Genomic DNA, 13,585 nt, shown 5'->3' on the forward strand with positions numbered 1-13,585 from the left:
CGCGCCCCTTTACCTTGTGACTTCAGCTACCGGCGCGCAACCTGCGCTACTGAAACGCCTGCCGCCGTCGTCTGAAAACAGATCGAACGCTTCTCTTCATCCGGCCAACGCCGCTTCTTCTGCTTTCCCGCCATAGAGCGCCCCTAAGTGTCCACTATCAATGGTGGACACTAGCACTCCAGATTCAGCGCCGTTAGCCAAAACGCCGCCGCTTGGCAGCGACGGTCTTCATCTCTGCCCTGATCTCCGGGTTGTCAGGCGGGCGTTCGCGCCTGACCGTCTTGGGATCGACACCGACAAGTCGGCAGGCCCGACGCTGCGAGATATTGTGATCCCGCATCGCCCTGAGCGCTGCCTCTCGCCGCTCATTCGGCGTAGTCAGTTCTTTCCCAGAAGATCCTTCAGAACAGCATTGTCTAGTATCGTATTGGCCAGCAGGCGCTTGAGCCTGGCATTCTCGTCTTCCATTGCCCTCAGCTTCGCGACGTCGGACACTTCCATGCCGCCATACTTCGACTTGTATTTGTAGAACGTGCCCTGACTGAGGCCGTACTTGCGGCACACCTTCGCTGTCGGCATTCCGACTTCCTGTTCCTTGATCATTCCGATGATTTGCGCCTCGGTGAAACGGCTCTTTCGCATTCGTTTGCTCCTTCGAAAGGTTGAGCAAACTCTACATCACAACGAGGGAAGTTTCGGGGAGCAGGTCAGTTTGTTTGAACAGTTTCGAGCCGTTTCGTAAGTGGATTTTCCGCTCAGTTATGCCACCACCGGGATTGGTCGCGACGGGTTGAGATATGCCTGTTCGGGTGTCTGCCAGTCCAGCGATGAATGCTGTCTCCGCGTGTTGTAGAACTTTAGATACCGACGCAAGTTTTCATGCGGGACCGAGACGCTGTCATAGGCGCGCACAGAACTTTGTAAAATGCCACGTCTCTGACGCACCGGGTTACTGGGGCAAATTACGCCCCCAAAAGGCAACGCAGTTTCAGAAAAAGCAGTTCAGACAAGGTTCTTGAATCCTCCCCGAACAAGGCCCAAGTCAGAAAAACTGCAATTCATTAGACGCGCCGTTGTTTTTTAACTAGTATCGGTTTTTGGCGAATAGCTGCGCAGACAGCACGCCTGGTCAGAGAACAACCCAATTTCGAATCAGGAGTCGCATATTGATCAGGTGCGCGCCAGACACCTCTCTCTTTCGGCTCAGTGAGATTGCACTTTTGGAGAGAGATAGATGTCGAATTTTTTTCAGTTCACTTTAGACGGAACTCAAGCCGGAACGGCCTCGACGGCCAGCGGATATGGGTATGGCATTTATACCCCGGGCATTGACACATTCTTTTACAACATCACTATCACCGGGCTGGACTTCGGAACTTTGTCCGCGAGTTTCCCGAACCGCGAAACTGCGGATACGGCTGATGATGTCGCAGCGGCGCATATCCATACCGGAGCACGGGGCGCAAATGGCGGTGTGGCCTTCAACTTTCTGAACGACAACAATCTTACTACCACTCTCAACCCGGACGGATCGTGGACGTTGCAGGGGCTTTGGGATTCCAGCGAGGGGATTTCGGGCTTTTCCACCGATCTGAGCACCACGCCGGCGGGCAGCGATGTCGACCTCTATTTCAACATTCACACGACGACCAATCCGGGGGGCGACATTCGCGGTCAGTTTGTCTCAATCGCGGACGACAATGACAATCTGATCACCGATACACCTTTTGACGACACGCTTCATGGGTTCGGTGGGAACGATACAATCAACGCCTGGTCCGGCGGCGACGATGTGCTTGGAGGTGGCGACGGAGATGACCGATTGGTCGCTCTTGGCGGCGATGACACGCTTGTGGGTGGCGACGGGAATGATCTGCTGAGTGGCGGCAGCGGCGCGGACTCGATGGTTGGGGGCGATGGAAATGATGACTACGCACTAACAGAAGCCGGTGACATCGTTTTTGAGAATCCGAATGAAGGTTCAGATACCATTCGGGCAGAGTTCGATGTGGATTTGCAAAACTTTGCCAACGTCGAAAACGTGATCCTCAGTGGGTCAACCAATGCGTCGGCGACGGGGAGCGCGGAGGCCAACGTCATTAACGGTAATGCTGGCAACAACACGCTTTTAGGTCTTGGCGGAGATGACACGCTCTTTGGAAATGATGGTAGCGATACGATAGACGGCGGGGAGGGTAACGATGCAATCAGTGGCGACCTGAACGTCTCCGGTGCCGGATTTGACGACTCGTTACTTGGAGGAGAAGGCCTTGACACGCTCTGGGGACGTGGAGGCGATGATACTCTATCCGGAGGCAACGGCTTCGACATGCTCGAAGGGAATGACGGCAATGACTCGCTGTCTGGTGGGGATGGTGGCGACGACCTGCGCGGCGGAGCGGGCAACGACACTTTATTTGGTGATGCTGGCGCAGACAGGATGCTTGGGGGTGCTGACAACGACATCTATTATGTGGACGACGCGGGTGATCAGATTATCGAAACAGCGGGCGAAGGCTTTGACATAGTGTACTCCACGGTCAGCTACACATTAGCCGAAAACGTTGAAACACTATCTACCTATAACACCGGGGACTTAACGCTCGTTGGCAACGCGCTGGACAATCAAATCCTCGGGAACACTGGCCACAACAACATTGCAGGTCTGGATGGTGACGACTCTCTCGAGGGCCTTCTGGGCGATGACACGCTTGATGGCGGTGGCGGAAGCGACCTGATCGAAGGCAATTCGGATGATGACTCTCTGATTGGTGGCGGCGGTGACGATACGATCATTGGTGGAGATGGGAACGACAGTATTGACGGTGGAACGGGTACGGACGTTGCGCGGTTCTCTGTGGCCAGTTCGGCAATTTCGGTCGCTCTGGGTTTCGACGGGCTGATCGTGACCTCCGCGGATGGGGTGGATTTCATTAGCACTACCGTGGAGAACCTTGAATTTTCTGACCAGACATTGACCCGTGCTCAGGTTCATGCGCTGATTCCGTCTGTCGAGCGCGTATATCAATTCGAGCTGAATGGTGCGCAAGCGAGTACCGGTGCAGGGACCGGATCCAGCGCAACTGGCACAGGCTACGGGGTTTTCAATCCGTCCACAAACGAATTTGCCTATAGCCTGACGGTCACCGGGCTGGATTTCGGGACGATCCTTCCGGGGTTTGCGAACCGCGAGACGGCGGACACCAGCGATGATGTGACCAATGCGCATATCCACAACGCGCCTCGTGGCGTCAATGGTGGTGTGGCGTTTGGATTCCTCAATGACGACGATCTCACGGCCACCCTGAATCCGGATGGGTCCTGGACGATGAGTGGTATCTGGGAGAGCAGCGAGGGTCTCGATACGTTTGCACCCTCATTTGGTATCAACCCGCCCGGTATGGACATGCCGCTATATTTTAACATCCACACAACCACGGTGGGCGGAGGAGAAATTCGTGGGCAGATTGTCTCGTCTGCGGATGACACGGACAATGCGATTGACGGGACAACCGGAAACGATTCGCTACCTGGCTTGGCCGGCAACGACACCATAAATGGCCAGGACGGAAACGACATATTGAACGGAGGTGAAGGCAATGACTCGCTCAGCGGAGGAGACGGGGAAGACGTTGCCGTTTTCTCTGTATCGAGTACGGATATTTCCGTCGAGCGCGTGACTGACGGGCTTGCGATCACGTCCGCCGATGGCGTTGATATTGTTGCAAATGACGTCGAGACCTTTCAATTCGACGATCAGACATTGACCTATGACGAAGTTGACGCTTTTGCCAGTGAGCCGATCAATCGCACCCATAATGTCGTTCTTGACGGAACCCAGTCGGGGTCAGGATCGACAGCGACCGGAGTCGGCTTTGCCGAATTCGATGCGAATTTCACCTCATTTACCTATCAGCTACGCATCTACGGCCTTGATTTCGGGTCGGTGGTGCCCGGTTTCAGCGACCGTGCAACGGCAGACACGTCAGATGATGTGACAGCATTGCACATCCATACCGGCGAGCGGGGCGCGAATGGTGGGGTTGCTTTCAATATCCTCACGGATGATGACCTGCGGGCAAGCTTGTTTAACGATGGATCATGGCTGCTGTCGGGGCGATGGGACGATTCCGAGGGGCTCGGCGCCTTTGAAACGGAATTCGGAGAAACGCCGTCTGGCACAGATGTACCGCTATATTTCAATGTGCACACGACCGCGAATCCGGGTGGAGACATCCGTGGTCAAATCGTGTCCCAGGGCGATGATACCGCGAATTCCATCACCGGAACGTCAGGTGCTGACACATTGTCCGGGCTAGAGGGGGACGACACTCTGATCGGTCTGGAAGGAGACGATCTCTTATATGGCGGTGATGGGAATGACAGCGTCCTTGGCGGCGACGGCAACGACCAATTATATGGCAATCTCGGGGTTGATACGCTGGTAGGAGGTCTTGGAAACGACAACTATGTCGTTTCGGACACCAACGAACAAATCATCGAACAGGCGGACGAAGGCAACGACTTTGTCGTTTCCTATGCCTCGACCTATACCCTGAGCGCAAACGTCGAAGGAATGCGAATCCTGTCGAGAGACAATCCAACGGGTATCGGCAACGAACTTAACAATTCGATATCGACGCAGAACAACAATACACCAACACTCCTTCAGGGCCTTGGCGGCAATGACATCCTGTCGGGTGGGGATGGTGTGGACACGCTGGAAGGCGGGACCGGCGACGACAGTCTCGATGGCAGGGGCGGTGCAGACTCGCTCGTCGGTGGCGACGGAAACGACACTTATTTTCTCAGTGAAGTTGGCGATGTCGTTTTCGAAAACCCGGGGGAAGGCATTGACCGGGTTTATGCGGCCTTTGACCTAGACCTTCGGAACTTCAGCGAGATCGAACGTCTGGAGCTCGCCGGGAGCGACAACCTCACGGGCATAGGGAATTCCGGCGCGAACTTCCTTTACGGCAATGCAGGCAACAACCTGCTCCAAGGGCTAGAAGGCGATGACACCATCTTCAGCTCTGGAGGCATGGATACCCTTGAAGGCGGAGAGGGTAACGACAGTTTGCGTGCCTCGGTCAACCATACGACCGATTCAGTTGCCAGATACCTTGACGGTGGCGCCGGCAATGACACATTCCTTGGTGCAGCCGGTGCCGATACGCTGATTGGCGCAGACGGCGATGACGAATTCGACGCGCAAAGCGGCGATGACAGTTTAAATGGCGGAACCGGCGATGATACGCTTTTGGGTGGAAATGGATCGGATACACTGAACGGTGGCACTGGAAATGACGAACTCTCTGGTGCAGACGACGCCGACTTGATTTCTGGCGAAGAAGGTCAGGACACACTGAGTGGCGGCTTCGGCGATGACACTCTCTTCGGGGGCGATGACGACGACTCGCTGTTTGGCAGTCAAGGCAACGATGATCTCGATGGAGGCGAAGGCAACGACGTACTGAACGGGTTTACCGGCGACGACATACTCAATGGCGGCGCAGGCGAAGACACCCTGACTGGGGGCGAGGGCACCGACACGGCCGTATTCCAGGCGGCGAGTACGGCCATTTCAGTATCCAGAAATATAAACGGTGTCGAAATCACGTCATCCGAAGGCAATGACCTGATACTGAACGATATCGAGTTCTTACAGTTCACGGACCAAACTCTGACCTTTGCCGAAGTCGAAGCCCTGGTCCCCGTACCAGTTGACCGCGTTCACCAGTTCGCATTGGATGGGAACCAATCAGGCTCCGGGTCGAGCGCAACAGGCACCGGTTTTGGCCAGTTCGACGCCACTGCCGGCACATTGACTTACAGCTTGCGTATTTCGGGCCTGGATTTCGGCACGCAGGTTCCCGGGGTTGCGGCCCGTGTCACTGCGGACACGGCTGACGATGTCACAGCGATGCATATTCACACTGGCGCTCGCGGGGTGAATGGAGGTGTGTCTTTCAACGTATTGACCGACAGTGATCTGACCGCGACGCAGAATCCGGATGGTTCGTTTACATTGTCCGGAATTTGGGACGGCGGCGAAGGAATCGCATCATTCCTGAGCCAACTCGGAGCGACGCCTCCGGGCACCGACGTGCCGCTCTATTTCAACGTTCACACGACAACCAATCCTGCTGGAGAAATTCGCGGTCAGATCGTTTCGTCTGCTGATGCCGATGCCAATACCGTTGACGGAACCACCGGCGCGGACACGCTTTTGGGAGCAGCGGGCGACGACACGCTAAGCGGCTTGTTTGGCAATGATCAAATTCTCGGTGGCGAAGGCCTCGATAGCATTTTGGGCGGCTTCGGCTCCGATACTATTTTGGGCGGCCTTGGCAATGACACGGTTGCTGGAGGCAATGGGCGAGACGAAGTCCGGCTTGGCAACGGGTTTGACGTCTTTAACGACAACGCTCAGGGCGGCGATGCTGGCCGGGATACCGTGTTCGGCGGCAACGGCAATGACACGATCATCGGCGGCGGCGGATTCGACGATTTCCGAGGCGAAGCCGGAAATGACTCGATCCTGGGCGGAGCAGGCTTTGACCAGCTCTTCGGCGGCGACGGCGCTGATATTCTGGTGGGAGGCCTCGGAAACGACACCGTCTTTGGCGGCAATGGGCGTGATTCGTCCAATCTTGGCGATGGCGCGGACGTCTTCAACGACAATGGCCAAGTCGCAGAATCGGGGCGCGATACGGTCCTCGGCGGCAATGGAGACGACACGATCAACGGCGGTGGCGGAGCGGATGAGTTCCGTGGCGAGACCGGAAATGACTCAATCTCCGGCGGATTGGGCTTTGACTTGCTCTTTGGCGGTGACGGAGCCGACACATTGCTTGGCGGTCTCGGAAACGACTCCGCGAATGGCGGCAATGGCCGCGACGAAGCACGCCTGGGCAACGGCTTTGACCTCTTTAACGACAACGCTCAGGGCGGCGATGCTGGCCGGGATACCGTGTTCGGCGGCAATGGCGACGACACAATCAACGGCGGTGGCGGAGCGGATGAGTTCCGTGGCGAGACCGGAAATGACTCGATCTCCGGCGGATTGGGCTTTGACGAGCTCTTTGGTGGCGACGGGGCCGACACGCTTCTGGGTGGTCTCGGAAACGACACCGTCTTTGGCGGCAACGGGCGCGATGAGGCTCGCTTGGGCAACGGCTTTGACCTCTTTAACGACAACGGTCAGGGCGGCGATGCGGGTCAGGACACGGTGTTTGGTGGCAACGGCAACGACACCGTGAACGGCGGCGGCGGGTTTGATGTCTTTTTCGGCGAAGCGGGCAACGACATCCTGCGCGGCGGGGTCGGGTTCGACCGTTTGTTCGGCGGAGCGAACGCAGATCAACTGTTTGGCGGGCTTGGCAATGACACGCTCAATGGCGGCGTAGGGCAAGATCAGCTGACCGGCGGTGCGGGGCTTGACCGGTTTGTCTTTACCAGCGGCTTTGGCAACGACACGATCTTTGGGTTCGAAGCGGCGGATGGGGAGAAAATCAACCTCGCGGGTGTGGTGGCAATCACCGGGTTCGCGGATCTGCTCGCGAACCACCTCCAGGATGCAGGCGGCACAGCACGCATCGTGGCGGGTACCAATTCGATCCTCTTGAACGGAGTCGACTTTGCCGATGTTGGCGTCGGACTGGCCTATTCAGGAGATGATTTCATTTTTTAGAGTCGCGGCTCAGGGATTTGGCGACGATCGCTCATCTGGCTTGCACCTTTATCAGCCACGACGCGAGGACGAGGCTGCAATGGGCCGGGTTTCGCACGGTATTTAAAAACTTGCCGTGACATTTCAAAAAAGGGCTCCGGGTTGGACAACTGCGTGTTGCTCAGCCAGAATAGATCACTCATGCCGGCGCTCTGTTGTCGGAACGTGAAACACTCGGCGCTGCAGAATTCAATGCATCCTGCCCTTGGTTACGGTATAAAGAGATGGCCACGTGAGATTTCTTGCAAAAACGTGTACTTGACTAGTGTTTGTGCAGGTCTGGCTGTGCGCTAATGGAAGCTTGTAGTTGGAGGTGTCAGACAAATTCGAACCAGTCTCTGCTAGGCCAGTGAAGCTGTCCATTATGCCACGCAAAGCCCGCGCCACTCAGCGAGAGCAGCGGTGCGGTTCAGCTTGAAATGGCATCTTTTCGAAAGGCTACGATCCTGATTGAAGTGGTTGAAAACGGATGCATGGACGGAAACAAATTTCTGCAAACTTCGCATCCGGCGAAAGCGGTACATGGCCCTCTCTCGCCTTCGAAAAGGTAAGTGGGAATTCTCAGCACGATTGTTCTTCCAGCGACCTGTTTCCTGTTTCATTGCATTTCCGATGACCTTCATCGCAGCGCCATATGAACGCAATTTGTCAGTGACGACGACCTCCGGTTGGCCGTAGCGTTTCATCGCTTTCTTCAAGAATTTTAGGGCTGCAGCGCGGTCTCGTCGTTTCGTGACATAGCTTTCCAGCACCTCACCTTCGTGATCAAGCGCCCGCCAAAGGTAATGCTGGACGCCATTGATTTTCACAAAAACCTCGTCCAGGTGCCATCGCCAGTTTGAATAAGAACGGAGTTGCTGAACCCGCCGTTTGCGGATTTCTGAAGCAAACAACGGGCCAAATCTGTTCCACCAAAAACGGATGGTTTCGTGGCTCACGTCGATGCCCCGTTCGTGCAGCAGGTCTTCCACATTGCGCAATGAAAGTGGAAATCGGACATAGAGCATCACCGCAAGGCGGATAATCTCAGGGCTCGTTCTGAAGTACCGAAAAGGGGATCGTTTTGTCATTCGACAACGCTAGGTCGCCACCCTGCCCTTCACAACCGAGTTTCCTCTGACATTGCCCACCTGTTCATCAAATCGATAAGACCCGTCACCCTCAATGGTTTTTCACTCATTGCTCTCTACCGGATTGAGATGCACATCACGCTGTGGAAATGGTATTGATATCCCTTCCTGATCGAATTTCTCTTTAACCGATCCGGTCAATCCCCAGTAAACATCCCAATAGTCATCTGTCGCCACCCATGGGCGGCAGAATACGTTCACTGAATTGTCACCAAGTTCGCCGACAAAAATTTCTGGGGCGGGGTCCAAAAGGCAGCGAGGGTCGGCTGCAACTTCGACTTTGAGAGCCTCAATCGCGTGCGCCGCGTTATCTGAATAGGCAATGCCAAACACCAGATCGACCCGGCGCGTTTTGGCAGCACTCACGTTGGTGATGACATCGCCCCAAATCTTGGAGTTGGGCACAACGATGATCTGATTGTCGAAAGTGCGGATTTGAGTGGATACAACCGACATACTGTCGACCATACCACTTGCGCCCGAAATCTCGATGTAGTCACCAGTGTCAAACGGCTTGAGAACCATGATCATCAGCCCGCTAGCCAGATTTCCCAATGTATCCTGAAGAGCAAAACCAAGGATAAAACTCAAGCCACCAAACACGGCAAACAACGGCGTAACGTTCACACCAACCAAGCTTAAAGCAATCAACATGCCGAGGCCCATCGTGAGCCAATACACAACCGTCAGGATGAAGGTTTGCAAAAGCTTAGACAGCGTGGGAATTCGAGACAGCCCTCTGGCAGCCAGCTTTCGAACGGTGCGCGACACAAAAAGCAGCACAAACAGCGCTACAACAAAAACACCACCCTGCATCACCAACCCCAAACCGCCATCGGAGGATAACAGCCAATTCTTCGCCAGCGAAAAGACTGTCCTCAGGTCAGTGGATCTGACTGCGGCATCTCCTACGGAATCCAGGTAGGTTTGGTGCACCAGAATGTCTTCGGGTGCTCCACCCTTCGCACTCCATGCCTCCAGAACCACCTGATAGTTGTCAGTATTCATTTTGCTCTCGGCAGCTACATCAGAGATACGTTCCCGCATGGCCTTTGCTTCAACTTCGCCAACGCGGTTAATGTTTTCATTCAGCAGAACATAGACTTCCATTGACTCCGACAATCGCCCTTGCCAAACATCTGCAAGTTCGGCCAACTCAGATGAAGTCAGCGGAACAACAAAGAGTTGCAATGCCTCTGCAGTCACAGTCTCACTTGAGGTTTTTGCCAGCAGCTCGTCTGAGGCCGCGTGGAGTGGTGTAATGGAAGCGAAAGTTGCGGCGGCAACAATCACCACAGCCAGGAAGCTTTTTAATACTGAGGAAATTGCCATTTTGGGATTGGTACTCTTTATTTTCTACTTCGTATTGATTCCAAACCGTGGCGGCTTTGGAAGCAACAGCTTTCTAGCCATGCCCAAAAAGTTGCCCGGGCGCGGGCGGGGAGAACGCCACGCCCAGGCATTGGCGGTTAGCGTCTGCGTTTTTTCCCCCCACGGTGTCTAATTTTATCACGTCGGTCGTTTTTCTTGATCGCCCCGGAAATAGCCCCAACACCGGCCCCAATCGCGGCCCCTTTTGCGGCATCTCCTCCCGCGATCTCTCCAACGACGGCACCGGCAATTGCTCCGCGCAGAGCACTTTTTCCAATGGGCCCCGCCTGCACAGATGCAACACTTCCAAACGTGAGAGCGACACCAATTGCAAGAACGATGCCGCCACGAAGTCGAGTTTCAGACAAATTATTCATTCTACTTTGCTCCCGTCTTTCCACGTTTCTGTTGATTGTGAGCCATCCGATCTAGTCACAAGAATAAGACCATCCGCATTGCCGTCGACAAACCGCCCTTGGTAGGACGTGCCTTCCGCATCCATCGCAGTTCCGACGCCGTTCGGCGCTCCGCCTTCAAACTGACCCGCAAAGCTACTGCCATCAGGGGATTCAAAAATGCCGGTTCCCGAGGCGGAGCCATCTTTGAACTCGCCAAAATAGCTGGTGTCATCAGGCGAAACCAATGTCCCCAAACCCTCGCGCTTGTTGTTTTTGGCATCTCCAAAATAGACTTCACCCTCTTCGGTCTCGTAGTAGACCAGAGAAGAGCCAACACTTTTCCCATCTTTGATATCGCCAGAGACCACCCAACCTTCAGGCGTCGTCAACTTGCCACTGACTTCGCCCTCGTTTTCACCGGTTTCCCCGTCAAAGACATAGCCTGTGCTGGACGTTGCCTTAACTGCTCCATCCAGTTTCCCTGCGCGGAATGTACCTTCGAAAGTGTCGACACCTGTGCCGTCGTCATTTCTGCTCCACACAGTTCCGTTGCCTTCTGCTCGGCCGTTAAGCACGTCTCCATCATAACGGGCTTCAAACCCAAAAGCGTCCCAGAACACCAAAGTACCGCGGCCATTGGCTTCGCCATTAATGCAAGCGCCATTCCACAGGGCGCCTTCTTCAGCGGCGGCATCGCCGGCCGTCCAAATTGCGCAACCCGTCACAGGATCTGTCAGCCACGAACCGGCCACTTTTTCTGGCACGGCGCCTTCGTCATCAATCAGGACAAAAGTCACTCGGCGGTTCAGGGCCTTTCCTTCTACGGAAATGTTAGAGGCAATGGGATCAATGGCCCCGACACCCACTGCCGCCAAACGATCCGCTGAGACGTTGTTGGGAGCGCCCAAGAGCGCATCAACGACCGATTGAGCCCGAGCTTGTGAAAGCTCAAGATTTCCGTTCAGGGTACCTGTATTGTCTGTGTGGCCCACAACAGCAAGACGGGCGCCCGGCAAGCTTTCGAGAACCTTAGCTAGCTTGGAAAGAACTTCACCTGCGCCAGGCGTCAGATCCGCGCTGCCTGTGCCAAAAAACGCTCCACTCATCGAGACACGGCCATGATCTTTAAGCGTTGAAAGCGCTTGATCCTCGGAGAGATCTCCGAGAGTCATGGCCCGATTATCCGTACCGAATTTGGTCGACGTCTGAGCAGATAAACTGCCCGCCGCCAGCGCCAGTGCCGAGACCCCGGTTAACAAAATTTTAGGTATCATTCTGTGGTCCTCTACTTATTGGATTTGTTTGAAACTCTGCAGCATTGAGGCGCTTTAAATACCCCAGCCAGAAACCCCCAACACATTTCTGGGAGATCTCGCCTTGATCGCTTGCAATGAATGTGCGCCGCAGTTTCTTTCTTTCACAATCGGTCATTTCTCTAATGAACGACGAATTTCCTGAACGACTTCATCTGCACGCTCTGGTGTTGCGTAAATGGTCTCAAGCCAGCTCGAAAGTCTGATTGCGGCTTCCTTGTTCAACCCCAAGCTCTCTAAAGAAGAGACAGCCATTTCGGAGTTGTACCCGTCTTTATGCAAAGTGCCGCCTGCGGAAAACTCTTTGTTGATATTTGCCTTAAGTTCAGAAGAACTCTTGGCACTTTCTTCGGCAAAACGCGTTAACTCATCGGCATATTCGGCGGCCTGAGCCTTCGCTTCTTTAAGCGATGCCTCGACATCCGAACTCACGTTATCGACCTTGTCCTCGACCGCATCCTTTGCCATTTCCGCCGCTTCTGACAGGCTCTCCTGAGCCTCTTTTAACTTGTCCTGAACCGTCGGTTCTTTGGCCGGCATCAGGGTGTAAACCCCTATCCCAATGACCGCAGCGGCGATGGCAATTAACAATCCATTGTTCATCTGTTTTTCTTTCCTTTGAGTAGGTATGCTCCGACACCGAATGCTGTGCAGTCATCACCTCAGAAACGGATTTTTTGTGACAGGGCTGAATGTGAATGTGAACTTCCAATCAGACGCGAACGTTTCAGATCGAACCACGTTGTACTCGGCCGCCATGTTCAACTTGACCAGTTGATTTCCTATGGCTGTTGTCTTTGCCACGGTGAGGCCAAAAGGAACGGTCCATTCCTGTCCATTGGCAGCATTCCAATCGTAGCTGATGGTTGGACCAGTGCCGATTTGCCATCCATTGCCCAACCCATAGAACAGGAAATACTGCAACGATGTAATCGAGGTGTCAGGCCCGTTTCCTCCAATTCTTTCATTATGAAATGGAAATAACCCGGCAACCCCCCAATCCAGTGTCTTAACCGCCAATGCGCTTGGCCCTAACAGCCAATTTCCTGAGGAATTTGAAGTACCCGTTGGAACCGAACCAACAAGGCCTGCTCCGAATGTCCAGCCATCGCTGCCCCAAGAATACAGCAAATCATAGGGAATATCGCCGAAACGGCTGTTTGTTTGAAAAGAGCCGGAACTGGAATCATAACTTGGTTGGCCAGAAAGGTAAGGAAACGCAGGCCGGAAGATGAGATTGTTCCCGTTGTTCAGAACAAAGGGCAGCACAGGTTGGAAAGTCGCTGTAAAGCTATCCTGATCCTTGGCCCCTGGCAGCGTGCCAGTGAAAGTCCTGTATTCAAACTTAAAATTCAATGTCGCATTAGCGGCGCCTGGGTTTGCGAGCTCTTTAGCCAACTCATCTATGTTTGGACCAACTTGAGCCGATGCAGGCGACACCAGAACAATGGCTAGCAAGGCAATCCGAAACATGGTCGTTTCCTTCTGCGGACTTATCAAAATACAATCCGCGCACGCAACCCAAACAATGCGATGCTGCTTTGGCCCGGATTGAGCAGTGGATTGTCAATGTATTGAATGGACGGTGTTATTTGGAGATTTGGAGAAATCGAAAACCGGTAGAACGCCTCAATTGTGTTT

8 protein-coding genes and 1 pseudogene are annotated in these 13,585 nt (G+C 54.4%); 2 read left to right on the plus strand and 7 right to left on the minus strand.

The features are described from left to right. Positions 1-196: 196 nt before the first annotated feature. A pseudogene (locus ABJI08_RS02135) lies at positions 197-642 on the minus strand (transposase); the annotation flags it as partial. Positions 643-1,234: 592 nt separating this feature from the next. Here ABJI08_RS02135 and ABJI08_RS02140 point away from each other — a divergent pair. Continuing rightward, a complete protein-coding gene (locus ABJI08_RS02140) occupies positions 1,235-7,693 on the plus strand; it encodes a CHRD domain-containing protein (RefSeq protein ID WP_348400180.1) in 6,459 nt (2,152 codons plus the stop codon). 401 nt (positions 7,694-8,094) lie between these two features. On the opposite strand, the gene ABJI08_RS02145 is transcribed toward ABJI08_RS02140, so the two are convergent. Both ABJI08_RS02145 and ABJI08_RS02150 read right to left on the minus strand, forming a co-directional pair. After that, a complete protein-coding gene (locus ABJI08_RS02145; RefSeq protein ID WP_348400181.1) occupies positions 8,095-8,802 on the minus strand; it encodes an IS6 family transposase in 708 nt (235 codons plus the stop codon). Between the two features lie 102 nt (positions 8,803-8,904). After that, a complete protein-coding gene (locus ABJI08_RS02150; RefSeq protein ID WP_348400182.1) occupies positions 8,905-9,972 on the minus strand; it encodes a mechanosensitive ion channel family protein in 1,068 nt (355 codons plus the stop codon). Between the two features lie 151 nt (positions 9,973-10,123). Between ABJI08_RS02150 and ABJI08_RS02155 the strand changes: the two genes are divergently transcribed. Continuing rightward, positions 10,124-10,366 (plus strand): hypothetical protein, encoded by a 243-nt coding sequence (locus ABJI08_RS02155; RefSeq protein WP_348400183.1) that lies wholly within the window; start codon positions 10,124-10,126, stop codon positions 10,364-10,366. A 240-nt stretch (positions 10,367-10,606) separates the two neighbouring features. On the opposite strand, the gene ABJI08_RS02160 is transcribed toward ABJI08_RS02155, so the two are convergent. The 4 genes from ABJI08_RS02160 to ABJI08_RS02175 form a co-directional block, all read right to left on the minus strand. Next, positions 10,607-11,905: an OmpA family protein gene (locus ABJI08_RS02160; protein ID WP_348400184.1), complete on the minus strand. Its 1,299-nt coding sequence runs from the start codon at positions 11,903-11,905 to the stop codon at positions 10,607-10,609. A gap of 153 nt (positions 11,906-12,058) precedes the next feature. Further along, positions 12,059-12,547 carry a hypothetical protein gene (locus ABJI08_RS02165; protein WP_348400185.1) on the minus strand — a complete coding sequence of 163 codons (489 nt, stop codon included), beginning with the start codon at positions 12,545-12,547 and terminating at the stop codon, positions 12,059-12,061. Positions 12,548-12,601: 54 nt separating this feature from the next. Next, on the minus strand, positions 12,602-13,417 hold the full coding sequence (locus tag ABJI08_RS02170; protein WP_348400186.1) for a hypothetical protein: 816 nt from the start codon (positions 13,415-13,417) through the stop codon (positions 12,602-12,604). Positions 13,418-13,440: 23 nt separating this feature from the next. Next, positions 13,441-13,578, minus strand: a complete 138-nt coding sequence (locus ABJI08_RS02175; RefSeq protein ID WP_348400193.1) for a carbohydrate porin — start codon at positions 13,576-13,578, stop codon at positions 13,441-13,443. Positions 13,579-13,585: the final 7 nt, after the last annotated feature.

Origin of the sequence: Shimia sp. (genome assembly GCF_039969785.1) — a bacterium.
In the GTDB taxonomy this organism is placed as follows: Bacteria; Pseudomonadota; Alphaproteobacteria; order Rhodobacterales; family Rhodobacteraceae; genus Shimia.